Annotated in this window: 29 protein-coding genes; 13 read left to right on the top strand and 16 right to left on the bottom strand. The window is 65.8% G+C overall.

Features of this window, described 5'->3' with window-relative positions; translation table 11 throughout:
• The first annotated feature begins 95 nt into the window (after nt 1–95).
• The 9 genes from FHW64_RS29585 to dmpG (FHW64_RS29545) all read left to right on the top strand — a co-directional run bounded on the left by FHW64_RS29585 (nt 96) and on the right by dmpG (FHW64_RS29545) (nt 7,501).
• Complete coding sequence (locus tag FHW64_RS29585) at nt 96–413, top strand: hypothetical protein (protein WP_184532016.1); 318 nt, start codon at nt 96–98, stop codon at nt 411–413.
• A gap of 29 nt (nt 414–442) precedes the next feature.
• Entirely contained in the window at nt 443–775 is a 333-nt protein-coding gene (locus FHW64_RS29580; protein WP_184532014.1) for a hypothetical protein, read from the top strand.
• A gap of 55 nt (nt 776–830) precedes the next feature.
• Nucleotides 831–1,868, top strand: a complete 1,038-nt coding sequence (locus tag FHW64_RS29575; RefSeq protein ID WP_184532012.1) for a TRAP transporter substrate-binding protein — start codon at nt 831–833, stop codon at nt 1,866–1,868.
• 94 nt (nt 1,869–1,962) lie between these two features.
• Nucleotides 1,963–2,484 carry a PPC domain-containing DNA-binding protein gene (locus tag FHW64_RS29570; RefSeq protein ID WP_184532010.1) on the top strand — a complete coding sequence of 174 codons (522 nt, stop codon included), beginning with the start codon at nt 1,963–1,965 and terminating at the stop codon, nt 2,482–2,484.
• 12 nt (nt 2,485–2,496) lie between these two features.
• Nucleotides 2,497–4,389 carry a TRAP transporter large permease subunit gene (locus tag FHW64_RS29565; protein WP_184532008.1) on the top strand — a complete coding sequence of 631 codons (1,893 nt, stop codon included), beginning with the start codon at nt 2,497–2,499 and terminating at the stop codon, nt 4,387–4,389.
• 7 nt (nt 4,390–4,396) lie between these two features.
• Nucleotides 4,397–4,690 carry a YciI family protein gene (locus FHW64_RS29560; protein WP_184532006.1) on the top strand — a complete coding sequence of 98 codons (294 nt, stop codon included), beginning with the start codon at nt 4,397–4,399 and terminating at the stop codon, nt 4,688–4,690.
• A gap of 7 nt (nt 4,691–4,697) precedes the next feature.
• Nucleotides 4,698–5,486 carry a 2-keto-4-pentenoate hydratase gene (gene mhpD, locus FHW64_RS29555; protein ID WP_184532004.1) on the top strand — a complete coding sequence of 263 codons (789 nt, stop codon included), beginning with the start codon at nt 4,698–4,700 and terminating at the stop codon, nt 5,484–5,486.
• Nucleotides 5,487–5,501: 15 nt separating this feature from the next.
• Nucleotides 5,502–6,461: an acetaldehyde dehydrogenase (acetylating) gene (locus FHW64_RS29550; RefSeq protein ID WP_184532002.1), complete on the top strand. Its 960-nt coding sequence runs from the start codon at nt 5,502–5,504 to the stop codon at nt 6,459–6,461.
• Between the two features lie 11 nt (nt 6,462–6,472).
• Entirely contained in the window at nt 6,473–7,501 is a 1,029-nt protein-coding gene (dmpG, locus tag FHW64_RS29545) for a 4-hydroxy-2-oxovalerate aldolase (RefSeq protein WP_184532000.1), read from the top strand.
• On the opposite strand, the gene FHW64_RS29540 is transcribed toward dmpG (FHW64_RS29545), so the two are convergent.
• Together FHW64_RS29540 and dkgB are read right to left on the bottom strand one after the other, a co-directional pair.
• A complete protein-coding gene (locus tag FHW64_RS29540; protein WP_184531998.1) occupies nt 7,473–8,363 on the bottom strand; it encodes a LysR family transcriptional regulator in 891 nt (296 codons plus the stop codon). The two genes, dmpG (FHW64_RS29545) and FHW64_RS29540, sit on opposite strands and share 29 nt — an antisense overlap.
• Before the next feature lie 20 nt (nt 8,364–8,383).
• Nucleotides 8,384–9,187: a 2,5-didehydrogluconate reductase DkgB gene (gene dkgB, locus FHW64_RS29535; protein WP_184531996.1), complete on the bottom strand. Its 804-nt coding sequence runs from the start codon at nt 9,185–9,187 to the stop codon at nt 8,384–8,386.
• Between the two features lie 89 nt (nt 9,188–9,276).
• Between dkgB and FHW64_RS29530 the strand changes: the two genes are divergently transcribed.
• Nucleotides 9,277–10,182, top strand: coding sequence for a LysR family transcriptional regulator (locus FHW64_RS29530; RefSeq protein ID WP_184531994.1), 906 nt, complete (start codon nt 9,277–9,279; stop codon nt 10,180–10,182).
• On the opposite strand, the gene FHW64_RS29525 is transcribed toward FHW64_RS29530, so the two are convergent.
• Nucleotides 10,126–10,497 (bottom strand): hypothetical protein, encoded by a 372-nt coding sequence (locus FHW64_RS29525; protein ID WP_184531992.1) that lies wholly within the window; start codon nt 10,495–10,497, stop codon nt 10,126–10,128. The two genes, FHW64_RS29530 and FHW64_RS29525, sit on opposite strands and share 57 nt — an antisense overlap.
• Nucleotides 10,498–10,527: 30 nt before the next feature.
• Nucleotides 10,528–12,210: an adenylate/guanylate cyclase domain-containing protein gene (locus tag FHW64_RS29520; RefSeq protein WP_184531990.1), complete on the bottom strand. Its 1,683-nt coding sequence runs from the start codon at nt 12,208–12,210 to the stop codon at nt 10,528–10,530.
• Nucleotides 12,211–12,261: 51 nt separating this feature from the next.
• On the opposite strand from FHW64_RS29520, the gene FHW64_RS29515 reads away from it, so the two are divergent.
• Entirely contained in the window at nt 12,262–12,972 is a 711-nt protein-coding gene (locus FHW64_RS29515) for a Crp/Fnr family transcriptional regulator (RefSeq protein ID WP_260306460.1), read from the top strand.
• Between the two features lie 23 nt (nt 12,973–12,995).
• Here FHW64_RS29515 and FHW64_RS29510 read toward each other — a convergent pair whose 3' ends face one another.
• From FHW64_RS29510 to FHW64_RS29455, 12 genes are all read right to left on the bottom strand, one after another.
• The gene (locus FHW64_RS29510; protein ID WP_184531986.1) at nt 12,996–13,460 is read right to left on the bottom strand and encodes a DoxX family protein; all 465 of its coding nucleotides are present in this window, start codon (nt 13,458–13,460) and stop codon (nt 12,996–12,998) included.
• 131 nt (nt 13,461–13,591) lie between these two features.
• On the bottom strand, nt 13,592–14,491 hold the full coding sequence (locus FHW64_RS29505) for a LysR family transcriptional regulator (RefSeq protein WP_184531985.1): 900 nt from the start codon (nt 14,489–14,491) through the stop codon (nt 13,592–13,594).
• Between the two features lie 38 nt (nt 14,492–14,529).
• Nucleotides 14,530–15,603: a porin gene (locus FHW64_RS29500; RefSeq protein ID WP_184531983.1), complete on the bottom strand. Its 1,074-nt coding sequence runs from the start codon at nt 15,601–15,603 to the stop codon at nt 14,530–14,532.
• A gap of 43 nt (nt 15,604–15,646) precedes the next feature.
• On the bottom strand, nt 15,647–16,639 hold the full coding sequence (locus tag FHW64_RS29495; RefSeq protein WP_184531981.1) for an amidohydrolase family protein: 993 nt from the start codon (nt 16,637–16,639) through the stop codon (nt 15,647–15,649).
• The gene (locus FHW64_RS29490) at nt 16,636–17,205 is read right to left on the bottom strand and encodes a 3-hydroxyanthranilate 3,4-dioxygenase (protein WP_184531979.1); all 570 of its coding nucleotides are present in this window, start codon (nt 17,203–17,205) and stop codon (nt 16,636–16,638) included. Before FHW64_RS29490 ends, FHW64_RS29495 begins: the two co-directional genes overlap by 4 nt.
• A gap of 19 nt (nt 17,206–17,224) precedes the next feature.
• A complete protein-coding gene (locus FHW64_RS29485; protein WP_184531977.1) occupies nt 17,225–17,641 on the bottom strand; it encodes a RidA family protein in 417 nt (138 codons plus the stop codon).
• Complete coding sequence (locus tag FHW64_RS29480; RefSeq protein ID WP_184531975.1) at nt 17,638–18,423, bottom strand: 2-keto-4-pentenoate hydratase; 786 nt, start codon at nt 18,421–18,423, stop codon at nt 17,638–17,640. The genes FHW64_RS29485 and FHW64_RS29480 overlap by 4 nt, the downstream gene beginning before the upstream one ends.
• Nucleotides 18,420–19,451, bottom strand: coding sequence for a 4-hydroxy-2-oxovalerate aldolase (gene dmpG, locus FHW64_RS29475; RefSeq protein WP_184531968.1), 1,032 nt, complete (start codon nt 19,449–19,451; stop codon nt 18,420–18,422). The genes FHW64_RS29480 and dmpG (FHW64_RS29475) overlap by 4 nt, the downstream gene beginning before the upstream one ends.
• The gene (locus tag FHW64_RS29470) at nt 19,448–20,365 is read right to left on the bottom strand and encodes an acetaldehyde dehydrogenase (acetylating) (protein WP_184531966.1); all 918 of its coding nucleotides are present in this window, start codon (nt 20,363–20,365) and stop codon (nt 19,448–19,450) included. Before FHW64_RS29470 ends, dmpG (FHW64_RS29475) begins: the two co-directional genes overlap by 4 nt.
• Nucleotides 20,362–21,174: a 2-keto-4-pentenoate hydratase gene (mhpD, locus tag FHW64_RS29465; RefSeq protein WP_184531964.1), complete on the bottom strand. Its 813-nt coding sequence runs from the start codon at nt 21,172–21,174 to the stop codon at nt 20,362–20,364. The genes FHW64_RS29470 and mhpD (FHW64_RS29465) overlap by 4 nt, the downstream gene beginning before the upstream one ends.
• Before the next feature lie 32 nt (nt 21,175–21,206).
• Nucleotides 21,207–22,691, bottom strand: coding sequence for a 2-hydroxymuconic semialdehyde dehydrogenase (locus FHW64_RS29460; RefSeq protein WP_184531962.1), 1,485 nt, complete (start codon nt 22,689–22,691; stop codon nt 21,207–21,209).
• A gap of 108 nt (nt 22,692–22,799) precedes the next feature.
• The gene (locus FHW64_RS29455) at nt 22,800–23,780 is read right to left on the bottom strand and encodes a LysR family transcriptional regulator (RefSeq protein WP_184531960.1); all 981 of its coding nucleotides are present in this window, start codon (nt 23,778–23,780) and stop codon (nt 22,800–22,802) included.
• Between the two features lie 164 nt (nt 23,781–23,944).
• On the opposite strand from FHW64_RS29455, the gene FHW64_RS29450 reads away from it, so the two are divergent.
• Both FHW64_RS29450 and FHW64_RS29445 read left to right on the top strand, forming a co-directional pair.
• A complete protein-coding gene (locus FHW64_RS29450; RefSeq protein ID WP_184531958.1) occupies nt 23,945–24,565 on the top strand; it encodes a nuclear transport factor 2 family protein in 621 nt (206 codons plus the stop codon).
• A 12-nt stretch (nt 24,566–24,577) separates the two neighbouring features.
• The gene (locus FHW64_RS29445; protein ID WP_184531956.1) at nt 24,578–25,678 is read left to right on the top strand and encodes an amidohydrolase family protein; all 1,101 of its coding nucleotides are present in this window, start codon (nt 24,578–24,580) and stop codon (nt 25,676–25,678) included.
• The last annotated feature ends 25 nt before the right edge of the window (nt 25,679–25,703 follow it).

The following is a 25,703-nucleotide window of genomic DNA, read 5'->3' as shown; positions in this document are numbered from 1 at the left end:
TATCTCGTTTTGAGTCTATGACGCATCGCCGCCATTTCCTACTCTTGCGCCATCGCGTCGCAGGGTGCGACACGAAAACAGATCAGGAGACAGCGATGCCTTTGTTTCTCAACGAAGTCTGGCTCGGGGACATCAAGCCCGAGGTCATGGAGGAGGCGGTGGCCTTCTTCGGCAATCTGAGTGTCGGCACCAAGCCCGACAACCTTCCGCCCGACCTGCGCATGGTCGCGGGCCCGTGGCTCTCGGCGGAGGAGGCGAAGGTGATGTTCATCTTCGAGATCGACGACCCGTCGACCATGTTCGATGCCTACGCCGAGCGTGTGGTGAGTGGGCTCTTCGCCCGACGCAAGCTCACGCTGCTTTCCGGGTGGGACCAGATGAAGGCCTACACCGATCGCGTGACGACGGCCTGAACACCAAACAGAGACAAGGAGAAACCGAAATGCCCAAGTTCTTCAACGAAGTGTGGCTGCGCGACATGTCGCCCCGGACGATGCAAGGCGTCGTCGATTTCCTCGGCAAGCTGCGCGTCGGCGTGAAGCCGCACAACCTGCCCGGCGACCTCAAGCTGCTGGCGGGCCCATGGCTTTCGAACGAAGAGGCGAAGGTGTACTTCGTCTTCGAGATCGACGACCCGACTGAGACCTTCGAGGCTTTCGCTGAGCGCGTGGCCGACGGACTCTTCCTCAAGCGGCGGCTGACGCTGATCCAGGACTGGGACGGCGCGAGGAGCTTCTCGAAGTACCTCAGCAACCGCAAGACGGCGACTGTCTAGTCCGAGAGAAGAACGCACAAGAGACCGGCAAGAGACCAACGACAGGAGACAAATCATGAGTGGATTCGATAAAGGGCGCCGCCTGGTGCTCGGGCGAGGTGTTGCCATCGCGGCCGCGACAGCGGCGCCGGCGTTGATGCTGAGTACACCGGCGCGCTCGGCGGGGCAGACCTTCAACTACAAGCTGGGCATCGCGCTGGCGCCCACCCATCCGACTACCGCGAACCTGACGGCGGCCGCCGCCGAGATCGGCCGCGCGTCCAGTGGCAGGCTCAATATCCAGGTGTTCCCCAACAGCCAGTTGGGCAGCGACACCGACATGATCTCGCAGGTGCGTTCGGGTGCGATCGACTTCGTGAGTACCGCGGGCCTCATCTGGGGCACGCTGGTGCCGGCGGCATCGATCAGCGGCGTCGGATTCGCATTCCCGAGCTACGACCATGTCTGGAAAGCGATGGACGGCGATCTCGGCGCGCACATCCGTGCCGCCTTCGCGAAGGTCAACCTGATTCCCCAGTCGAAGATCTGGGACCACGGCTTCCGCCAGGTGACCAGCAGCAGCCGGCAGATCCAGTCGCCGCAGGACCTGAGCGGCTTCAAGATCCGCGTGCCGCTCAGTCCCGCGCTCACTTCGCTGTTCAAGGCCTTTGGCGCCGCGCCGGCCGGCATCAACATGGCGGAGACCTACACCGCGCTGCAGACCCGTGTGGTCGACGGCCAGGAGAACCCACTGACCATCCTGGAGACGCAGCGGCTCTACGAGGTGCAGAAGTACTGCTCGCTGACCTCGCATGTGTGGGACGGCTTCTGGCTCGTCGGCAACCTCCGCACCTGGAATGCGCTGCCCGAGGACCTGCGCCAGATCGCATCGACGACCTTCGATGCCTACGCCGTCAAGCAGCGCCAGGCGGTCGATGCGCTGAACACTCGCCTGCGCGATGAGCTCAAGGGCCGCGGCATGGTGTTCAACCAGCCCGAGCTCGACGGCTTCCGCGCCTACCTGAGCAAGGCGGGCTTCTACAGCGACTGGAAGAAGAAGTTCCCGGCGGAAACCTGGGCCCTGCTCGAGAAGTACGCGGGCCAACTCGCGTAGCCCTCTTCATCCATTTCCTCAAGTGATCGATTCGGTCTCCGGCTCCGTGCCGGCGACCGCGGCAGAACTCACTCACGACTTTTAAGGAGACATCATGAAAGCATTCGTTCGACTCGCAACCTTCGGCGCTTTGGCCTTGGCCATCACTTCGGTCACGCCGGCTGCAGTGGCGCAAGACCTCAAGGGCAAGTACATGAAGACGCCTACCGGCTACCTCATGGTGCTTCGCCGGGGCGACAACGTCCTGCAAAACCTCGAGCAGCTCGCGCAGGCGGAGAAGATCCCGAGCGCCAGCTTCACCGGCATCGGCTTCATGTCGGAAGCCACCTTCGGCTTCTACGACTTCGCCCGCAAGCAGTTCGACCCCAAGACCTTCCGCAATGTCGAGATGGCGAACATGACGGGCTCGATCGCGTGGAAGGAGGGCAAGCCCTCGATCCATGCGCACGGCACGGTGACCGACGGTACCTTCAACGGCGCGGGCGGTCATCTGCTGGGGCTCACGGTCGGCACCGGCTCGTGCGAAGTCACGGTGGTCGTGCACCCGGAGCGGCTGGAGCGCTTCGTCGATCCGGAAATCCAGGCCAACGTCCTCGGCCTGCCGCAGCCGCAGTGAAGGAGCGCGGCCATGTCTACGCATGCGGTCGAGATTCATCGGCGGCTCGTCGATACGCCTGAAGCGGGCGCGCCCGCGGGGGTTCTTCAACTGGCCGACAAGGCGCTGGGCATGCTGTGCGAAGTGCCGGCGGCCCTGCTCGTGCTCGCGGAAATCGTCGTGCTCTTCAGCGGCGTCGTCAGCCGCTACCTGCTGCACAGCCCGCTGGTGTGGGCCGACGAACTGGCATCGCTCCTCTTCATCTGGCTCATCATGTTCGGTGCCGCGGTCGCGTTCAGGCGTGGCAGCCACATGCGGATGACTGCCCTGGTGGACAAGGCGCAGCCGGCCACGCGCAACTTCCTCGAACTCGTCGCGACTGTCGCTGCGATGACCTGGCTTGCCCTGGTGGCGCATCCGGCGTTCGAGTTCGCGAGCGAAGAAGCCATGGTCACCATGCCCGCACTCGATATCTCCAACGCCTGGCGCGCGGCGGCGCTGCCGGTCGGCATCGGGTTGATCCTGCTGATGAGCGTGGTGCGGCTGCTCGCCACGTCCAGCCGCCGCATGGCGCTGGCCGCGGTGCTCGTCTGCGGCGCGATCGTGGGCGGGCTGGTAGCGCTGCAGCCCATGCTGCAGGGGCTCGGCAATGCAAACCTGCTGGTGTTCTTCGTGGTGATCGTCGGGTTGCTGGTGTTTGCCGGCGTGCCGATCGCGTTCTCGTTCGGCCTTGCCACCTTCGGGTATCTCGCGCTGACCACGTCGACGCCGACCATGGTGATCGTCGGTCGCATGGATGAAGGCATGTCGCACCTGATCCTTCTTTCAGTGCCGCTCTTCGTGTTCCTCGGCGTGCTGATCGAGATGACGTCGATGGCGCGGGCGATGGTGCAGTTTCTCGCCAACCTGCTGGGGCATGTGCGCGGCGGCCTCTCGTACGTGCTGATCGGCGCGATGTACCTCGTGTCGGGCATCTCGGGTTCCAAGGCGGCCGACATGGCTGCGGTGGCGCCGGTGCTCTTCCCCGAGATGAAGGAGCGCGGCGCGAAGGACGGCGAGATGGTCGCGCTTCTGTCCGCGACCGGTGCGCAGACCGAGACCATCCCGCCGAGCCTGGTGCTCATCACGATCGGCTCGGTGATGGGGATCTCGATCGCGGATCTGTTCACTGGTGGATTGCTTCCGGGCGTGGTGCTCGCGGCCATGCTCGGTCTCGTGGTGTGGTGGCGCGCCCGAAAGGCTGGCGGGCCGACCGTGGCACGGGTGCAGTGGCGCACCGTGGGCAAGAGCTTCGTCGTCGCGCTGCCGGCACTCGCACTGCCTTTCGTGATCCGCGCCGCTGTGGTGGAGGGCGTCGCGACCGCGACCGAGGTCTCGACCATCGGCATCGTCTACGCGGTTTTGGCAGGCCTGCTTGTGTATCGCAAGTTCGACCTCCGCCGCGTGTGGCCGGCATTGATCGAAACGGCGGCGCTGTCCGGCGCGATCCTGCTCATCATCGGCACGGCGACCGGCATGGCCTGGGCGCTGACGCAGTCCGGCTTCTCGAGCGACCTCGCGGCCGCGATGGCAGCGCTGCCGGGAGGCGCGATCGGCTTCATGGCGGTCTCGATCCTGGCCTTCGTCCTTCTGGGCAGTGTGCTCGAAGGCATACCCGCCATCGTGCTCTTCGGGCCGCTGCTGTTCCCGATCGCGCGCCAGCTCGGCATCCACGACGTTCACTACGCGATGGTGGTCGTGCTGGCGATGGGCATCGGCCTCTTCGCGCCGCCTTTCGGCGTGGGCTACTACGCAGCCTGCGCGATCAGCCGCACCAGCCCGAGCGAAGGCGTGCGGCACATCTGGCTCTACATGGCTTCGCTGTTCATCGGCACGGTGCTGGTGGCGGCGGTGCCGTGGATCTCCATCGGTTTTCTCAACAGGTAACGCTCCCATGAAATTCACAGCCTTCGTCGAATACAACCGCGAGCCCGAGCGGATCGCGGCAACGCGGCCCGCGCACCGGGCCTATCTGCAGGATCTGCTGCAGCAGGGGCGGCTGGTGCTGGCCGGCCCGTTCGCGGACGGCAGCGGTGCGCTGTTCGTCTACGACGTTCCCAACGAGGACGAGGCCACGAAGCTGGCCGCCAACGATCCGTTCGCCAAGGCATCGCTGTTCCGCAAGGTCGTCATGAAGCCGTGGACTCCGGTGTTCTCGAATCCCCTCCATCTGACACCGGCGCTGTGAGGCTCGCATGAACACATCGACGATCGAACGCATGGCTGCCGCGCTGCGAACTGCGGCGCAGGAAGGCCGGCCGATTTCACCGCTGCGCGACGAGTTGGCTGCGATGGGTGTGGACGGCGCCTATGCAGTGCAGGATCTCAACACCGCCTTCCATCTCGAATCCGGCCGCCGTCTCACCGGCCGCAAGATCGGCCTCACCTCGAAGTCGGTGCAGCAGCAACTCGGCGTCGATGCGCCGGACTTCGGCATGCTGTTTGCCGACATGGAGCTTGCGCCGGACGAGGCCATCGCCGTCGGCCGCGTGCCGCAGCCGAAGGTCGAAGCCGAAGTGGCAGTGGTGCTCGAACGCGACTTGAAGGGCGAGCAGATCACGCTGTCGCAACTGATGTCTGCCGTGGCCTATGTGCTGCCGGCGGTCGAGATCGTCGGCAGCCGCATCCGCGACTGGGACATCCGTCTGCTCGACACCATCGCGGACAACGCTTCGTCGGGCCTCTATGCATTGGGCACTTCGCCGAAGAAGCTCTCGGAAGTGGACCTGCGCACCTGCGGGATGCTCATGGAGCGCAAGGGCGAGGTCGTCTCGCTCGGCGTAGGAGCAGCGTGCCTCGGGCACCCGCTCAATGCGGCGCTGTGGCTCGCCCGCAAGATGGCCGAGGTCGGTCGTCCGCTGCAGGCCGGCGACGTGATCATGACCGGTGCGCTCGGCCCGATGGTCGCGGTCTCGCCCGGCGACGTCATCGACACCACCATTGCCGGACTGGGCGCCGTGAAGACGGCGTTCGCTGCGGCTTGAATGAGGAACACCCCAATGTCCAGCAAGAAGACCAAGGCCGCGATCATCGGCAGCGGCAATATCGGCACCGATCTCATGATCAAGATCCTGCGGCACGGCAAGCATGTGGAGCTTGCCGCGATGGTCGGGATCGACGCGGCCTCTGAAGGCCTTGCAAGAGCGCAGCGCCTCGGTGTCGCGACGACGCATGAGGGCGTCGAGGGCCTCGCGCGGCTGGCTGCGTTCGGCGACATCGAGCTCGTGTTCGATGCCACCAGTGCATCGGCGCACGTCTTCAATGACCGCTACCTGCGCGAACGCAAGGCCGATCTGCGCATGGTCGACCTGACGCCCGCGGCCATCGGCCCGTACTGCGTGCCGGTCGTCAACGGGGACGAATGCCTGGACGAGCTCAACGTCAACATGGTGACCTGCGGCGGGCAGGCAACGATCCCGATCGTCGCCGCTGTCTCGCGCGTGGCGAAGGTGCGCTATGCGGAAATCGTCGCGAGCATTTCGAGCCGCTCGGCGGGCCCGGGCACGCGGGCCAACATCGACGAGTTCACCGAAACCACCTCCAGAGCCATTCAAACGGTGGGCGGTGCGGAAAGCGGCAAGGCGATCATCGTGCTCAATCCGGCGGAGCCGCCGTTGATGATGCGCGACACCGTCTACACGCTGAGCGAGATCGCCAGCGAGTCGCTGATCGCCGAATCGGTGAAGAAGATGGTCGACGCCGTGCAGCGCTACGTGCCCGGCTATCGGCTGAAGCAGGACGTGCAGTTCGATCGCGTGCAGGGCCTGAACATCCCGGGCATTGGCCTTGTCGATGGCCTGAAGACCACGGTGCTGCTGGAAGTGGAGGGCGCAGCCCACTACTTGCCGTCGTACGCGGGTAACCTGGACATCATGACCAGTGCCGCGCTCTCGACCGCCGAGCGCATCGCCGAACGAATCAACTCGGGAATGTCCCAGGCGGCCGAGCCCGCCCTCTGAAGGAGACGAACGTGAACGGCAAGAAGATCTATGTTTCGGACGTGACGCTGCGCGACGGCAGCCATGCGATCCGTCACCAGTACAGCATCGAACAGGTCCGCACCATCGCGAAGGCGCTGGACGCGGCCGGCGTGGACTCGATCGAGGTCGCGCATGGCGACGGCCTGCGTGGATCGAGCTTCAACTACGGATTCGGCGCGCACACCGACGTGGCGTGGATCGAAGCTGCCGCCGAGTCGGTGAAGCACGCGAAGATCACCACGCTGCTGCTTCCGGGCATCGGCACGGTGCACGACCTGAAGGAAGCGCATGCGGCAGGTGCGCGCATCGTGCGCGTCGCCACGCATTGCACCGAGGCCGATGTCAGCCGGCAGCACATCGAGACCGCGCGCCAGCTCGGCATGGAGGCGGTGGGCTTCCTGATGATGAGCCACATGACCACGCCTCAGAAGCTGGCCGAGCAGGCGCGGCTCATGGAGAGCTACGGTGCGACCTGCTGCTACGTGGTCGACTCCGGTGGGGCACTTGGCATGGAAGACGTGCGCCATCGCATCCGCGCTTTCCGCGACACGCTTCGTGCAGAGACGCAGATCGGCATCCACGCGCACCACAACCTCTCGCTGGGCGTGGCGAACTCGATCGTGGCGGTGGAAGAGGGTTGCGACCGTGTCGATGCCAGCCTCGCCGGCATGGGCGCGGGCGCCGGCAACGCGCCGCTGGAGGTGTTCATCGCCGCCGCGGACCGGCTCGGCTGGAACCACGGTTGCGACCTGTTCGCGCTGATGAATGCGGCCGAGGACATCGTGCGGCCCTTGCAGGACCGCCCGGTGCGGGTCGATCGCGAAACGCTGGCGCTGGGCTATGCGGGTGTGTATTCGAGCTTCCTGAGGCACTCGGAAGTGGCCGCGGCCAAGTACGGCATTCCCGCGGTCGACATCCTCGTCGAGCTCGGCAAGCGGCGGATGGTGGGCGGCCAGGAGGACATGATCGTCGACGTGGCGCTCGACCTGCTCAACCGGCGCGCGTCAGCTTCCGTATGAGGTCGATGACCGTGCGGCTGGCCTGCGTCAGCGGCCGCTGTGCACTGGTCGCGAGCACCAGCGTGCGGGTCAGCTCGGGGTCGACGATGCGGCTGATGGCGATGCGGCCGAGCTTCATGTCGACCTCCACCGCCTGCCGCGTCAGAAAGCTGTAGGCGGCGCCGCTCGCCACGATCTCGCGCATCGCAGTGAGCGAATCGACCTCGATCTCGGTGTTCAGCGATACGTCCGCCTTGCGGGCTGCATCCAGCAGCATCATGTACAAGCCGTCGGGCGCGCCCGGCAGCACGAGGGGCAGGCGCGATGCATCGGCGAAGCGGCATTCCGGTTTCGACACTTGCGGATCACCTGCGCGGCCGACGAGGTACAGCTCGTTGGTGACCAGCGGCTCGTCGGTCTTGTGGATGTTGTCCCCGTAGCGCGAGAACACGCCGACGTCGGCGCGGCCGGTGGCGAGCGCGTCCTCGATGTTGCCTGCGAAGCCTTCCATCAGCCGCAGGTCGATCTTCGGGAAGTCGGCCCGCACGCGCTGGAAGAGCGGACCCACCAGCGTGTGCGTGATCGACGCCTGCACCGCGAGCCGCACAGGCCCGCTGGGCACATCGGAGCGGTCGCGGATGTCGCTCTTCAGTTGCTCGAACTCGCTGAGCAGCGCGCGCACCCTCGGCATGATCGACTGGCCGAACTCGGTCAGCACCACGCCGCGCCCGGTGCGGTAGAAGAGCTTGGCGCCGAACTCGTCTTCCAGTGCCGCGATGTGCTTGCTCAGCGCGGACTGGGCAATGCCGCGCGACGCGCAGACCTTGCTCAGGCTGCCCGCCTCGACGATGTCCACCAGCAGTTGCAGGCGCTTGAGGTCCATGGGGGTGCGTCAGTGCGCGATCAGTCCCACTGCGGCGCGATGCCTTCGGGGCTCGCGAGGCGCTCGTTTCGATCCAGCGCGGCGATGGCGGCCATGTCTTCGTCGCTGAGACGGAGTTCCGCAGCCTTCAGGTTGCTCTGCAGGTTCTCGCGCCGCGTCGAGGAAGGGATGACCGAATAGCCCTGTTGCAGTGCCCAGGCCAGGGCGACCTGCGCAGGCGTGGCCTTGTGGCGTTCGGCGATGGTCTTCAGCACCGGGTCTTGCACCGCCTTGCCGTAGGCGAGCGTCATGTACGAGGTGAGGTGAACACCTTGTTCGCGCGCGAAGGCGGCGAGCTTGCGGTTCTGCAGGTAGGGGCTGATCTCGACCTGGTTGGTAGCAATCTGCTCGCGCCCGGCCAGCGCGATCGCTTCGCGCAGCAGCGGGATGGTGAAGTTCGACACGCCGATCTGCCGGGTCAGGCCCTGGGCCTTTGCTTCAGACAGGGCCTGCAGCGTCTCGGCCAGCGGCACCGCGCCGCCGGGCGAGGGCCAGTGGATCAGGGTCAGGTCCACATGGTCGGTGCGCAGCTTCGCGAGGCTTTCGCGCAGGCTCGGAATCAACTTGGCCGGTGAGAGGTTGTCGATCCAGATCTTGGTGGTGAGGAACAGCGACGAGCGCGGCACGCCGGATTCGGCAATCGCCTGGCCGATGTCGGCCTCGTTGCCATAGATCTGGGCGGTGTCGATCGCGCGGTAGCCGACATCCAGCGCATTGCGCACGGAATCGATGACGGTCTGGCCTTTCAGGCGGAAGGTGCCGAGGCCGAAAGAGGGAATGCTCATGGGAACTCCGGTAAAGCAGCGAGTCTCGCGGTTTTCGCCATTGAGAAAAAGTCACCTATAAAGCAAACACATTTGATCTGAAATCAACAATGAAGACCACCCTCGATGAACTTCAGGCGCTGGTGTCGGTAGTGGACACCGGCGCCCTCTCGCGGGCCGCCGAGCAGCTTGGCATGACCGTCTCGGCCGTCAGCCGCACTCTCGCGCGGCTGGAAGAAAAGCTGCAGGCCACCCTCCTGCGCCGCACCACGAGGCGCCTGGAGCTGACCGACGAGGGCGAGGCCTTTCTCGCACGGGCGCGCCAGATTCTGGCCAGCGTGGATGCAGCAGAGGAAGACATGGCGATGCGCCGCGAGCGGCCTGCAGGGCGCCTGCGGGTCGATGCGGCCTCACCCTTCATGCTGCATGCGGTGGTGCCGCTGGTGGCCGGCTACCGGGCGCGCTATCCGGAAGTGGTGCTGGAACTCAACAGCAACGACGGCCTCATCGACCTGCTGGAACATCGCACCGACGTCGCGATCCGCATCGGGCGCCTCAAGGATTCGACCCTGCACGCGCGGCCCATCGGCAGCAGCCGCCTGCGCGTGCTGGCTTCACCGGACTACCTCGAACGGGTGGGGCGGCCACGCACCGTTGCAGACCTGCGCCGGCATTGCCTGCTGGGCTTCACGCAGCCCGCATCTCTCAATGAATGGCCGCTGGCGGACAAGGACAAGCTGCCCTTGCACATCAAGCCTGACGTTGCCGCATCCAGCGGCGAGACGCTGCGGAAGCTGGCGCTCGAAGGCGTGGGCATCGCTTGCCTCGCGGACTACATGACGCATCGCGATCGGGCCGAAGGGAAACTCGTGCCGCTGTTCGCAGCCCGCACGCTGGATGTCCGGCAGCCGATCAACGCGGTGTACTACCGCAATACAGCGCTGACCGCGCGCATCGCCTCATTTGTGGACTATCTCGCCGAACAGTGGAATGCGGGGACGGGCGGGTGCGGTTGATGCGCGAAGCGCGAGCGCTCTCCGGCGCTGCGCGCCCACCACGGTCACCGCCGCACAGCACACGAGATTGAGCATGGCGATGGACGTGAAGAACAAGTCGTGGATGACGATGGAACCGTAGGCCACGGCGGTGGCGTTGGCCACGACCCATGATCCCCAGGTCAGCAGGGAAATGTCGCGTGCGCCGTCCGTGCTGCGCCAGACCGCCATCAATTGGGGCACATAGGTGACGACGCGCGCGGCGTTGGTCAGGATGTAGAGCCACGCGATCATCGAGTCTGCTGGCAAGGAGGTGGGGACGGTGAGCAAGGTCATAGGTTCCGGGGATTCAGCTTCCCCGCAAGACTAGGCGAGTTGCGTTCTCGTCGCGTCATATGAACCGATGACTGGTACGCAGAGCACCTCCAATGGCTCCGACCGGCCCCTGACGCTGATGACCTCGGCCACGCCCAGCGCCTGCGCCGCGCCGGCCTGTTCCGCGGCAAAGAGCGATACGACCAGCCGTGCGGCGGCATGCTTCGAATAGTCCTGCAGCCGGCTCGCGGTGTTCACCACTTCGCCGACGGCGGTGAAGGTCGTCGTATCCATGTAGCCGACCTCGCCGACGGCAGCACGCCCGGCATGCAGGCCCATGCCGAAGTCCAGCCGATTGCCGAACTGGCTCTCGAAGCCGATGCGCCATTCGTCCAGCCGTCGGCTGATCAACTCGGTCGCGCTGAGGGCCTGGCGACAGGCTGTCTGCAGGTCGACATCGAGGCCGAAGATGGCCATGACGCTGTCGCCGATGAACTGGTTCGGCAAGCCGCCACTCTCGCGAACCGCCTCGCCGACGATCGCGAAGTAGTGGTCGAGGACGTAGGTGAGGTCGGCGGGCCACTGCCGCTCGGAAAGCCCGGACCACCGCCGCAGGTCGACGAAGAGGATGGCAACGTCGCGTTCCGAACGCGAGTGCGACGCCGGAATCCCGCGACGAATTCCCGACGGAGCGGCGAACAGGGGCGTGACGGTCAGGTCGCCCTGCGGACGCAGCTGGCAGGCAAGGCGGACATCGGCAGGAGCATTCACACGGGCGAGCGTGTGCAGCTCTTCCCGTCCGGCGTCGCCGATGTGTTCCGCGGGCCCGCTCACGCGGATGCGGCAGGTCGAGCAGCGTGCTCGCCCGCCGCAGCTCGACATGTGTGCGATGCCGTGCGCGCGGCTCGCTTCGAGCACGGTCCAGCCCCGCGGTACCCGTATCTCGCGATCCGGGTAGCGGAGAGTGACCCAGGTTCGGCCGGCGCCTCGGGCGACGAACGCATGGTAAAGCTGACGGGCCGCAAGCAGCGCCAGCAGCGCCGCGCCATAGATCCATGCAAAGCGCTCTCGCGCGGCATCGATGGCCGTCGACTGGGCGAGCGAGAGCGATCGCGCCGACTCCGGTCGCAGCCCGATCCATTGCAGTTCACGCCCCATCGAAAGGAAGCCGAGAGCAGCCAGGACCGGCAACAGCACCGCCAGCGCAAACCACAGGTAGAAGGTGCGGCGATAGCCCGCCCGCGCGCGCAATGCGAGGTGCAGGCCAAGGCAGCCATGCAGCCACACGGCAACCAGCATGGACAGCTGGAAGCTCGCACCCGCGGGAGTCCAGAGGCCGCCCACGACACGTGCATAGGAGCCATCGATCCCGAAGACTTCATAGGCCCATCGCATCGCCGTCAGATGGCTGGCAAGAAGAAGCGGCAGCGAGAAACCCAGCACCAGCCGCAGCGCTTCGATGAACGGCATGCGCAAGCTGCGGCGTTCCCACAGTGCGATGGCTGCCAGGGTGATGTGCGTGATGGCGGCCCCGTACAGCAGGACCGTTCCCGGCGCGCTGTGCCAGAACGCGCGAAATCCGCCCAGTACCGTCTCGGCGGTTCCGAGCGACACCAGCCCCAGCGCGTGGTTGGTGAGGTGCAGGGCGGCATAGGCCATCAGGACGAGCCCGCTCGTCCATCGCAGATCGCGCCTGGAAGGAAATGTCGACAGAAAGCGGGAACGGCCGTCCATGAATACGCTCAGAAGGGGTTCGAGCATAAGCCTGACCCTTCCCGCATGTTCATGACCGATACCGATCGCTCCACCCTCGCGCTGCGCCGCATATCCCTGCTCCAGGACCTGCCCGAGGAGCGTCTCGATGCGGTGGCCAGGCAATGTGTCTGGAAGACCATCGATGCGCAACAGCTCCTCATGGCACGCGACGATGACCGCCAGGAGGTGTACTTCCTGGTCTCGGGCTCGGTGCGCGTGACGACCTATTCGGTGCAGGGCCGCCAGGTGACCTTCCGCGATTGCGTTGCAGGCGCTGTGATCGGCGACCTTGCCGCGATCGACGGGCTGCCCCGTTCCGCGGACGTCATGACGCTCGAAGCAAGCGTGGTCGCGAGCCTCGACCGCAACACTTTCCTGAAGCTCTTGCGCGCGGAGCCTCAGCTCGCGGAACGCATGATGAAGCGGCTCGCCTTGCTGGTGCGCCAACTGACGGAGCGCGTGGTCGATGTGAGCACGCTGGGCGTGCAGGGTCGCCTGCACCTCGAATTGGTCCGGCTGGCCCGGCTGGCAGGCGTGACGGACAACGTCGCGAGGCTCGCGCCGGCGCCGCGGCATGCCGCGCTGGCCAGCCAGATCAGCACGACGCGCGAACAGGTCACGCGCGAACTCAACGCGCTGGTACGCAGCGGCATCCTCATCAAGGAGCTGAACGCGCTGGTGATCGCGGACATGGCGCGCCTCACCGCGCAAGCGGCGCCTGCGCGGGAGGGCGCGGGCTAGTGTCGCGGGCTAGTGTCGCGGGCTCAGTTGAAGCGGCCTGTCTTGCCTCCGGCACTCAGGCTCCCGGCGCCCAGCAACATCACGGCCAGTGCGCCGAACAGATAGAGACCCTGCAGTTCGAGCGCCCAGCCGCCTTGCTTCGTAAGGGAGAACAGGCTGCCCATATGCACGAGGGCGAAGGCCACCAGCATGTTGAAAGACACAACGGCTGCGGCTGCGCGCGTACCGAGACCGATGATCATCATCACCGGAGCGATCACTTCACCGATGTAGACGAGATAGCCAAGCGCGCCCGGCAGGCCGGCGCGTTCCAGCATCGTCACGACGAAGCCGGGGCCGGTGGACAACTTGTCGATCCCGTGAAGCAGCACCAGAAATGCCACGGCGACGCGGAGCAGCAACTTGCCGGCATCTTCGAGTCGGGCGGAGGTGTCTGGCGCGAGGATGCCAACGGGGCCGTTGGCGCTGGCAAGAGAAAGCTTCTTCACTGTCGATATTCCTGAGTCGTATTGGAAAAACAGCGAGCTTAGAAAGGCGCATCGCGATGCGCAGTGCGTTTTGGCACAGGTTTGAGGATTTAGCGTCGCCCAATGAGCCCGTGGGCTTCGGAACCCCTTCGTCAAACCAATCGCTTGCAGTGCTCTTCAAGGCACTCACGAAATGCCGTCGCACCAGGGGACAGCGAACGCGCAGCGCGAATCGCCAGTTCGATCTGTCGGTAGACCACGGGCTTGTGCAACACCCGAAAGCGCACTCGGCTCGATCGCATCAACTGCCCCACATAGGCCGGCACCACCGTCACGCCCAGTCCTGCTTCGGCCAGGCCCACGGCGGTTCCGATGTGCCCGACCTCGAAGCGCGGGGTGATGGCGACGCCCGTCTCATGCAGATAGGGATCGACCAGTGCGCGATAGCCGCTGTGGTGTGACATCGCGATCATGGGCAGCTGCTGGAGATCGGCCCATGTGACGTCCTTTCGCCGTCGCGCGAGCGGCCAGGTGGCGGGCACCATGACGCCCATGCGGTGCTTCAGCATCGGAACACGCTGCAAGTCTGCATCCAGCTGGGGAAAGACGCCGAGGCCGAAGTCAGCGTCGCCCGACTGGACCATTCGCACGATCTGGTCCGTCGGCAGATCGGCCAGGTGCACCGTGACGCCGGGGTAGCGCTCCTGGAAGCTGGCGATCACGCGCGGCAGGTAGGTCGCCGACAGGAACGGCGTGGCCGCGATGGTGACCCGGCCGCGCCGGCGCGACACCAGATCCTGCGCATTGGTCACGACCTGTTCGACGTCGCCGAGGATGCGCTCCGCACTGCGCAGCAGTTCGCTGCCGGCCTCGGTGACCGCGATCTGCCGCGTGGTGCGGTCCACGAGTTGCAGGCCCAGTTGCGTTTCGAGCTCGCGGATCAGGAGGCTCGTCGCCGATTGGGTCAGGTGCAGCTTGCGGGCCGCCGCGGTAAAGCCGCCCGACCGCACGACCTCGACGAATGCGCGGAGCTGCCGCAGGGTGATGTTCATGCGGCGGCAGTATAGGTTTCACCCCGCGGTGGACGCGATCAGAACGCGTGGCGAATGCCGAGGTCGTAGCCCGTGGAGTCCTCGTTGACCGCACCCGGCACGGTACTGGAGACGGACAGCTTGGCGCCGTTCTTGTTGCGGATGCGCGCGACAGTGGCGTAGAGCGCCGTGCGCTTCGACAGGTTGTGCACGTAGCCCAGCGCGATGTTGCTGGCCTCCGGGCGGCCGGGCCAGTCGACCCGCACACTCGAATACGCCGCCTTGATCTCGCCGACCCCGACCGGGATCGACACGCCCAGCGTGTAGCCCTTGCTCGTGTTCTCCGTGGTCGCGGTGTCGTAGGTCTCGTGCGAGTACTCGCCCATCACCATCACAGGCCCGAGGTCGTAGGAGCCGCCGAGGTTCACGCTCGTGACATCGGGCACCGAGGCGGTCGCCGGATTGGCGCCATTCACCTTCCCGGCGGCCAGCGCGACGTTGACCGGCCCGTTGCGATAGCCGACGCGGCCGCCGTAGTAGCGACCCTGGCGGTTTCCCGGGTCCGACTGTTCATCGAGTGCGTACTGCACTTGCCCATACACCCCGCCGAGATTGGGCGGGAGGAAGTAGGCAATGCTGTTGTTCGTGCGGAAGTAGGTCGGGTTGTTTGCCGCGCGGGTGGCGGTGAAGGGCGCGCGGCCCGCAGCAGTGCTGCTCATGCGCTGCAGCGACACGACGTGCGTGCCCACGCCGACGGCGCCGAACGGATCGAACCAGTCGTTGAAATAGGTGGGCGTGTAGTCGCGGCCGAGGCGAATCTCGCCCCAGCGATCTGCAAGGCTGACCGTCGAACGCCGGGAGAACGAGAAGCCGCTGCTGCCGTTGCCATCGTCGAGCGAAAGCGGCGCTTCGAGCCAGAAGGATGCGCTCATGCCGCCCCCCAGATCCTCCGTGCCGCGAAACCCGAGGCGGCTGTTGCTGTTGCCTGAACTCGACAATGCGGTCTGGCTGCGAGGCCCGCTTGAGTAGTGGCTCACGGCCACGTCCGCGACACCGAAGATGGTCACGGAGGATTGCGCCGTGGCGGCACCGGCGGCCGCCGCAACAGCCAGGGCGATGGTCAGCTTTTTCATGGGTAGGTAGTTCCCTCGTCGTTGTTGATGGAGTGCTTGTTCTTCAGAGGTTGAAGAACGACTTGGCGTTGGACCGGAAGATCTGCTCGCGGGCCGTGCCGTCGAGGAAACCGCATGAGCGCACCAGCCCGCCGGGCTCCTGCTCGCCAAGAGGAAAGGGCGCGTCCGTGCCCAGCATCACGCGGTCATGGCCCAGCACGTCGGTCAGCAGGCGCAGTGCGCCGGCATCGAACACGGCGCTGTCGGTGTGGAGACGCCGCGCATAGGAGGAAGGAAGCTCGGGGCAGTCCTGGCGAACGATGTCGCGGTGCTTCCATGCGTTGTCGACACGGCCCAGCGTGTAGGCGAAGCTTCCGCCGCCATGCGCGAAGCAGATCTTCAGCGACTGGGGAATGCGCTCGAGCGCGCCCGAGAGAATCAGCGAGAGCATGCCCAGCTGCGTTTCGGCAGGCATGGCCACCAGCCAGGGCAGCATCCATTTGCGCATGCGACCCTCGCTGCCCATCATGTCCCACGGGTGAACGAAGACAGGCACTCCCCGCTCGGCGCAGAAGCACAGGAAGTCGACCATGTCCGGATGGTCGAGATCCTTCTCGCCGATGTGGTTGCCGATCTGCACGCCGACGCACCCGGCCTTCATGGCGCGCTCGGTCTCCGCGCACGCAAGTCGGATGTCCTGCATGGGCACCTGCGCCATCGCCTTGAGCCGGGTCGGATGCGCGGCGCAGAACTGCAGTGCCTTCTCGTTCATGCGCGAGGACCACTCGGCCGCGGCGTGCGCGTCCCACGCGTAGCCGAACATCACCGGCGTGGCGCAGATGATCTGCAGCTCGATGCCCGCTGCGTCGAGTTCGCGAACGCGCGTGTCCGGGTCCCAGAGTGCGTCGTGCACAGGCCGGAAAGGCCGCTCACCCACCATGATCTGGCCCGATCGACTTTCGGCGCCGATCTGCAGCCATGGCGCCCGTTCAGCCTGCACGCCACGCGCCTCTTCCCGGCTGATCGTCGGGAAGAAGTGCGAGTGGATGTCGATCATGCGGCGCTCCTTGCCGCGTCGTAGCGTCGATGCCAGGCCTGGTAGTCGCGGCCGGGGTGGATCTCGCCGCAGTGGCTGCAGCGCCTTGCCTCGTCACTGCTCGCATAGAAGCGCTCGTAGAGCGGTGGCAGGTCGTTGACGATGCTCTCCAGCAGCACCTCGTGGCGCTGGATCACATGGCCGCAGTTCGCGCAGCTCCACTGGAACGCATCGACTTCGCCCTTCGGCCGCCGGCGCTCGATGACCAGGCAGAGGCTTCCGGCTTCCGGCCGCTGGGGCGAGTGCAGCGTGTGAGGTGGCATCAGGAAGATGTCGCCTTCCTTGAGGTCCACGCGGTCGTAGCGTCCGTCCGCCCACATCAGGAGGTGGGCGTTGCCCTTGAACTGGTAGAAGAATTCTTCCACCGGGTCGTCGTGGAAATCGCTGCGTCCGTTGGGGCCACCGACCACGGTGACCATGAAGTCGCTGTCCTGCCAGATCTGCTGGTTGCCGACAGGCGGCTTCAGCCGATGGGCGTTGTCGCCCAGCCAGCGTTGGAAGTTGAGCGGGGGTCCGTACTTGTACATGGTGCTTCCTCGGGTGATGTCAGCTGCTCGCGGCCAAGGGCCGATAGGCCACGGCCTTGATCTCGATCAGCAGGTGGGGATGGGGCAGTTGATGGACTGCCACGGTGGTGCGCGTTGGCCCGTCGTAGTCGAAGTACTCGGCCCACGCTTCGTTGTAGCCACCGAAGTCGTTCATGTTGACCAGGAAGACTTGCGTCTCCACGAGGTCGGAAAGACCGGCGCCTTCGCTGGCCAGGATGTCGCGGATGTTCTCGATCACCGCGCGTGTCTGGGCGCGAATGTCGAGTTGGGTCACGCCCATCTCGTCGACTTGCACGCCGACGAAGCTGTTGTCCGGCCGCCGCGAACTCGTGCCCGAGACGAACAGGAAATCGCCCGCGCGCTTGACGTGCGGAAACCGCCCGCGCGGCCGGGCCTTGCCTGCGACAACGCTCATGCCGCTCCCCCTGAAGCGACGAAGGCCACGCTGCCGAGCGATGCGCTGCCGGTGCCGATGCGGCATTCGACATGCACGCCACTCTGCAGGGCTTCGGCAGCGGTCGCCGCGCCGGCCATGATGAGCGACCCGGCGGGCAGGCTCATCCCGGCGCCATGCAGCAGGCGAGATGCCTGGACGATCGAGCGCATCGGTTGGCCGAGGATCGCGCGGGTGGAGCCCACCTGCACATCGCGGCCGTCGAACTGCAGGCGGACGCCGGCATTGCCCAGCGCTTCGAAACTGCGCGACCAGCTGCCCACCACCAGTCCTGCCGACGAACAGTTGTCCGCCACCACGTCCTCGAGGCTGAACCTGAAGTTGCGATAGCGCGAATCGATGATCTCCATCGCCGGCGCCACCGCCTCGATGAAGTCCGCCGCTTCGAGCGAAGTCAGTGGCCCATCGATCGCCCTGCGCGTAAGGAAGCACACTTCGGGTTCGACACGCGGATGGATGTAGCGGCCGAGGTCGACCACACCACCGTCCTCTTCGATCATCCCGTCGGTGAGCAGCCCCCAGATCAGGCTGTCGATGCCCATCTGGACCATCTTGGCGCGGCTCGTGAAGCCGAGCTTGATGCCCTTCAGCACCTCACCCCGCGAGATGCGATGCGCGATGGAGGCGCGCTGGATGTCGTAGGCCTGCGCCAGCGTGAAGTGCTCCGCGGGAAACTGCTCGATCGCCTCGCGACCGAAGGCGGCGCTGTCGAGCAGCGCGGCTGCGTCGTCAATGAGGCTCATGCGGCCTCCTTGCCGGCTTTCGCCAGAAGGTCCAGCGCGACGTCGACGATCATGTCTTCCTGTCCGCCCACCATCCGGCGCCTGCCCAGCTCCACCAGGATGTCGAAGGCCGACAGGCCGTAACGCTTCGCCGCGGCTTCGCTGTGCAGCAGGAAGCTCGAATACACGCCCGCGTAGCCGAGTGCCAGCGTCTCGCGGTCGACGCGCACCGGCCGCACCTGCAGCGGTCGCACGATGTCCTCGGCCGCGTCGATCAGCTTGCGGACGTCGCAACCGTGATCGAGGCCCATCCTGTCCACCGCCGCGATGAACACCTCCAGCGGCGCATTGCCGGCGCCGGCGCCCATGCCGGTCAGGCTCGCATCCACGCGATCGCAACCATGTTCGAGCGCCACCATGCTGTTGGCCACGCCCAGGCTCAGGTTGTGGTGCGCGTGGATGCCGGTCTGCGTCTCGGGCTTCAGAACATCCTTCAATGCCTTGAAGCGATCCGCCACGTCGTACATGTTCATCGCGCCGCCGGAGTCGACCACGTAGACGCACTGGGCACCGTAGCTCTCCATCAGCCGCGCCTGCTCTGCCAGGCCCTGCGGCGTGTTCATGTGGCTCATCATCAGGAAGCCCACGGTGTCCATGCCGAGCTTGCGCGCGTGCTCGATGTGCTGGCGCGAGATGTCGGCCTCCGTGCAGTGGGTGGCCACACGCACCACGCGGGCGCCGGCGTCATAGGCTGCGCGCAAGTCGTGCAGCGTGCCGATGCCGGGCAACAGCAGCGTCGCGACCTTCGCACGCTGCACTGTGCCGGCCACGGCCGCGATCCACTCCAGGTCGCTGTGCGCACCGAAGCCGTAGTTGAAGCTCGAACCGCTCAATCCGTCGCCGTGCGCGACCTCGATGCTGTCGACGCCCGCCTCGTCCAGTGCCTTGGCGATGCGTGCCGCGTCCGCGAGCGAGTACTGGTGGCGCACGGCGTGCATGCCGTCGCGCAGGGTCACGTCAGAGACGTAGATCTTCTTCGTGCGCTTCATGCGCTCCTCCTCTGCGCACCCAGACGGCGCTCGGCCATCCGCTCGCCAGTGGCGAGAGCAGCGCTCGTCATGATGTCGAGATTGCCCGCATAGGCAGGCAGGTAGTGGGCCGCGCCCTCGACTTCGAGAAACACCGACACCTTCAGGCCCTGGTCGATGCGCTCGAATTGCGTGCGCTGCTTGAGCCGGTAGCCCGGCACGTAGGCCGAGACCTCCTTGACCATCTGCACGACCGAGGCCTCGATGGCTTCCGGGTCGGCGCCCAGGTCCGCGAGGCAATACACGGTGTCGCGCATGACCAGCGGCGGTTCGGCGGGGTTCAGCACGATGATCGCCTTGCCGCGCGCGGCACCGCCGACTTCGACGATCGCCTTCGAGGTCGTCTCGGTGAACTCGTCGATGTTGGCGCGCGTGCCCGGTCCTGCCGACTTGCTCGCGATGGAGGCGACGATCTCAGCGTAATGCACCGGCGCGATCCGCGAGACCGCACGGACGATCGGAATCGTCGCCTGGCCGCCGCAGGTCACCATGTTCACGTTGGGTGCGTCCAGATGCGCATCGAGGTTCACGACCGGAACCACGTACGGCCCGAGCGCCGCGGGGGTGAGATCGATCACCTGCTTGCCGTGCTGCCGGAGCAGCGCGTCGTGGGCCACATGCGCGCCTGCGCTCGTCGCATCGAACACGATGCCGATGTCGTCGAAGCAGGGCAGCCCGAGGAGGCCTTCGATGCCGTCCGACGTCACCGCCAGTCCCAGCCGCTGCGCACGTGCGAGGCCGTCCGATTGCGGATCGATGCCCACCATCGCGTCCATCGAAAGATGGCTTGCGTGGCGCAGCGCCTTGATCATCAGGTCGGTGCCGATGTTGCCGCTGCCGATGATGGCGGCCGACACCTTTCGCGCGCCGCTCATCGTGCTTCTCCCGCTTCGCCGAACACTGCGCTGACGGAACCGAGTCCTTCGATCGAGGCGCTGAACACGTCATTGGGTTGCGCAACAACCATCGGCCCGAGCGCGCCGGTCATCAACACATCGCCGGCCTTGAGCGGCGTGCCGAGGCGCGCCAGGGTGTCGGCCAGCCACACCGCGGCGTTCAGCGGATTGCCGAGGCAAGCTGCGCCGGCGCCCACCGACACCTGATCGCCACGCCGTTCCATCGCCATGCCGCAACCAGCCAGATCCAGACGCGAGAGACGCACCGGTCGGGTGCCGAGCACGAACAGGCCGGACGATGCGTTGTCCGCCACCGTGTCGGCCAGGCGGATGTCCCAGTTCGCGATGCGGCTGCCGACGACCTCGATCGCCGGCAGCGCATACGCAGTTGCCGAGATCACGTCGGCGACCGTGTGCTTCTCGTGCGCCAGGTCGCGTTCGAGGACGAGGGCGATCTCTGCTTCCACCTTGGGTTGCATCAGGCGCGACCACGCAATCTCCTCGCCGTCGCCAACCGCCATGTCGGCAAAGAGCGCGCCGAAGTCGGGCGAGTCCACGCCGAGCTGACGCTGCACTGCGAGCGAAGTCAGGCCGATCTTTCGCCCCACCAGCCGACCGCCCGCGTCGAGACGGCGTTGCGTGTTCGTCTGTTGGATTGCGTAGGCCGCGGACAGCAGGTCGCCGCTTTCGGCAAACTGCCCGATCCGGTCGCGCACCGGCGCGATGGGTTGGCCGGATCGCTCGGCCTCCCGGAGTTCGTCGGCAATCAATGCCAGACGCAGGTTCATGTCGTTTCCTTGAAGTGTTGAATGCGGCACGCTCAGACCTTGATGCAGACGTTGGTCGTCTCGGAATAGAAGTCGAGCGAATAGCGGCCACCTTCGCGGCCGATGCCGGAAAGTCGGGTGCCGCCGAAAGGGGTGCGAAGGTCGCGCGAGAACCAAGTGTTGACCCAAACGATTCCCACGCTGAGCCGCGGCGTCACGCGGTGCGCGCGAGAAAGATTGGTGGTCCACACCGAACTGGCGAGGCCGTAGGCGGTGTCGTTGACGCGGCGGATGACTTCGTCCTCGCTGTCGAACGGCGAGATGTGGCACACCGGCCCGAAGACTTCCTCGATCATGCAACGCGCGGTGTCTGGCAAGCCGGTCCAGATCGTCGGCTGCACGAAGGCGCCGTCGTCGCGTTCGTCGCCGAAGACCGGCACACCGCCCCCGGTAACGACCGTCGCGCCTTCCTCCACTGCGAGCCGGTAGTAAGACAACACCTTCTCGCGGTGCTCCCGCGAAATCAGCGAGCCCATGAAGACACCGGGTTCGTCGGGCCAACCGATCTTCAGCGCCTCGGTCCTCGCCTTCATGGCCGCGATGAAACGATCGAAGATGGGACGCTCCACGTACACGCGCTCGGAGCAGAGGCACACCTGCCCTGAATTGGTGAAGGACGAGCGGATGACGCCTTCGACTGCGGCGTCGAAGTCCGCGTCCGCGAACACGACCGCGGCGTTCTTGCCGCCGAGCTCGAAGGAGATGTCCTTCACACCATCCGCGGCCGCCTTCATGATCGCGGCGCCGGTGCGCGATTCGCCGGTGAACGTCACCGCATCGATGCCGGGATGCCGCGTGAGCGCCTCGCCGGCCGAGCCCGGCCCGAAGCCGTGCACGACGTTGAACACGCCGGCTGGCACGCCAGCTTCGTGAAAGACCTCCGCCAGCAGCGTGGCGGACGAGGGCGTCTCCTCCGAGGGCTTGCACACGATCGCGTTGCCGCAGATGAGCACGGGCGCCGCCTTCCACGTCAACGACAGCAGCGGAAGGTTCCACGGCGAAATGCTTGCAACCACGCCAAGGGGCTTGCGCAGCGTGTGGTTCAGCAGCTTCGTTCCGTCGGGCAGGAAGGTCTCGAAGTAGTCGCCGTGCGCGACCTTGCCCAGATCGGCGAAGGTCCTGAAGTTCGCGATGCCGCGATAGACGTCGAGTGAGCGGGCCTGTTCGAGCGGGCGGCCCGTGTCCGCGATCTCGGCAGCGAGGAACTCGTCGAAGCGGCGCTCGATGCCATCGGCCACCGCATGCAGCACCTTCGCGCGCTCCTGCACATTGGTGCGTCCCCATGCGCCTTCGACTGCACGGCGTGCGCTGCGCACTGCGCGATCGACCAGCGCTTCATCGGCTTCGTGCACCTTCGCGAGTACGCGGCCGTTCAGGGGGCTGACGTTGTCGAAGGTCTTGCTGCTCTCGACGAACTCACCGTCGACATAGTTGCGAAGGCCACTCAGAGTGGGCGGAAGCGAGAAGACGGATGACACGGTGACAAACCCCAACTTGTGATGCGGCGGGAGTCTAGAGATCCGACCTATTCTTGAATAATGAGAAGTTGGGCGTGATGTATAGCCATGTGGAATACATGACGTGACTCACTTCCGTCGCGGGCCGAGGGCCTCCGCGGCCTCTTCGACCGCCGAGAGAAAACGGCGCGTTGCGGGCGTCGGCTCGAGGTCCGCACGGATCGTGTAGCCCACTCCGCCGAAGGTTCCCAGACCCTCCATGGGTAGCACTGCAAGCAATCCGGACTTCGCGAATCGCATCGCGGCCGACTGCGGCATCAGCGCGACCATCGATCCCGCGCGAAGCAACTCCAGGTTGGTCAGAATGGAGATCGACTCCACCGGCTGACGCGGCAGAGACAGCCCCTGCTGCTCGAAGAAATGCCTGACGGCACCGTAGGCCACCGAGTCGGAGGTGGGCACGATCCACTCCTGCTCCTGCAGATCCGCCGCCTGGATCTTGCGGCGCCGTGCGAGCGGATGCTGCACGCCGACGACGACGCGCAAGGCCTCGTCGTACAGCGGCACATGGGTGAGGCGAGCGCGGTCGGCTTCGTGCAGGCCCGCGGAAGATGCACCGGGTAGAGCGCCGACGACGACGTCGAGTTCGCCGCGTGCCAGGGCCGGAAACAACGCCGAGTTGGGTCCGACTCGCACCGTGACCGCGACATCGGGCGCCGCCTGCCTGAGCCGGGTGATTGCCTGCGGCAGGAGGGTCGCTGATGCCGCGATCAGCGTACCGACGATCACATGGCCGGAGACGCCCGTCTGCGAGGCGTTGAGGTCTTCCGCCAGGTAGCGCAACTCCGCCAGCATGGACTTCGCATGTCGCTCGAACAGGCCGCCGAAGTCGGTCAGCGCGACGCCGTATTTGCTCCGCACGAAGAGTGCGCCACCGAGTTGTTCTTCGATTTCGTGGACGGCCTTGCTGACTGCCGGCTGCGTCATCGCGAGCTCGCGAGAGGCGGCGAGGATGGAACCCGCCTCCACGACCTTCTCGAAGATGAGCAACTGCTGAAAGCGAAGACGACGGGCGATGGACTGGCGCGAGTGCCGTGTGGTGCGAGTCAAGAGAGCTCCCGAGGTGGCGGCGGTGCGCCGCAGCGGCGGGATTCTAAGAATGAGATCGCTGATTCTTCGATGATTTCAACTTATGGATCTATGAGATTAAATCGTTTGCTCAATGGATCGCCTGCGGTTGAAATCCATGCCGACCCACACCAGGAGAATTGAAGATGCGATCCATTTCCCGCCGCTTGCTCGTCAGTTCGACGATTGCATGCGCAGCCCTCTTTTCCGTCGGCGTCCAGGCGCAGGCTCAAACCCAGGCGAAGGTGCAGTCGGCGCAACTCGCAGAGCTGCTGAGCAAGCAGGCCATCACCGAGCTGCTCTACAAGTACCCGCGTGCGCTGGACCGGCTGGACCGCGAACTGCTGATGTCGATCGGACATCCCGACGCCAAGGTCGAATTCGGCAAGTCGGTGTTCCCCAACTGGGCCGCTTACACCGACTTCATGATGAAGGCCCACGGCGAGATGGAGGGCAACAACCACCGCATCACCAACATCCTCATCGAGGTCAAGGGCGACACCGCGGTCAGCGAGTCGACTGGCACCGCCACGCTGCTGGTCAAGAAGGAAGGCCGCGACGATGTGTACGAAGAGCGCTGGATGCATTCGCGCTACCTGGACAAATGGTCGCGTCGCAACGGCAAGTGGGGACTCGACAGCCGCCAGACGGTGATGGACTACCGCCGCGTGCTCGACGTGCCGGCCGCCATCGTGAAGAGTGGCTACGTGATGGGCGCACGCACGGGTCGCGACGATCCTTCGTACAAGCTGTTCGGCAGCCACTGAGGTAGCGCAGGAATGAACAGAGCAAGATGGCAACCGAACTGCGGCCACCTGGGTTGCAGCTCCCGTCGCGGGTTCCTTCGCTCGCTCGCCGCGCTCGGCGCGACCGCTGCCGTGCCCGGCGCCGGTGCGCTCGCACAGGCGGTTCAATCCGCACAGCCAGCGCCGGCGGTCAATGTCCCGCGCATCGACTTCCATCACCATTTCTTTTCGCCGGCGTGGGTCAAGCTCGTCGAGTCGAAGAATTCGGTGAAGCCGGTGCTCGGCTTCGAGCAGTTCAAGACCTACACGGTGGCGCAGGACATCGAGTCGATGGACCGCGGCAATGTCGAGAAGGCGTTCCTCTCGGTCACGCAGCCGGGCGTCTGGTTCGGCGACGTGGCCGAGACGCGCAAGGCGGCGCGCGAGCTCAATGAATATGCCGCGCGCCTCAAGTCCGACTACAAGGGGCGCTATGGCCACTTCGCGGTCTTGCCGCTGCCGGACGTGGAAGGCACGCTGCGCGAGATCGAATACGCGTTCGACACCCTGAAGGCGGACGGCGTCGGCCTGCTGTCGAGCTATGACGACAAGTGGCTGGGCGACAAGTCCTTCGCGCCGGTCTGGGAAGAGCTCAACCGTCGCAAGGCGATCGTCTACACGCACGCCACGGCACCCAACTGCTGCTCGTGGGACTTCCAGCCGGGCATCCTGCCGACCTTCGTCGAGCTGGGTTCCGACATGGCGCGCGCGATGGTGAGCCTGATCCACAACGGCACCGCCAAGGCGACGCCGGATGTGCGCTACATCTGGTCGCACGGCGGCGGCAGCATCTGGGCGCAGCGCTACCTGGTGGGCGAGACCACCGAGAGTCTCGCGCGCAAGGCGCCGGCCGACTCGCGGCTGCATCACTTCCGCCGCTTCTACTACGACACCGCCGCGGCGGCGGATGCGGTGCACATCGGCATCCTGAAGATGATCGTGCCGACGTCGCAGATCGTGTTCGGGTCAGACTATCCGTGGGTCGAGCCGCACCGCATCTCGGCCGGGCTGCAAACTTCGGGGCTGACGCCGGAAGAGCTGCGCGCGGTCTACCGCGACAACGCATTCCAGCTGATGCCGCAACTGCGCGGTTGAATATCTCTCTCTTGTTTCCTTGGGC

It is taken from the genome of Variovorax sp. Sphag1AA, from assembly GCF_014192575.1.
Lineage (GTDB): Bacteria > Pseudomonadota > Gammaproteobacteria > Burkholderiales > Burkholderiaceae_C > Variovorax.
This window is presented reverse-complemented; position numbering and strand designations above follow the sequence as displayed.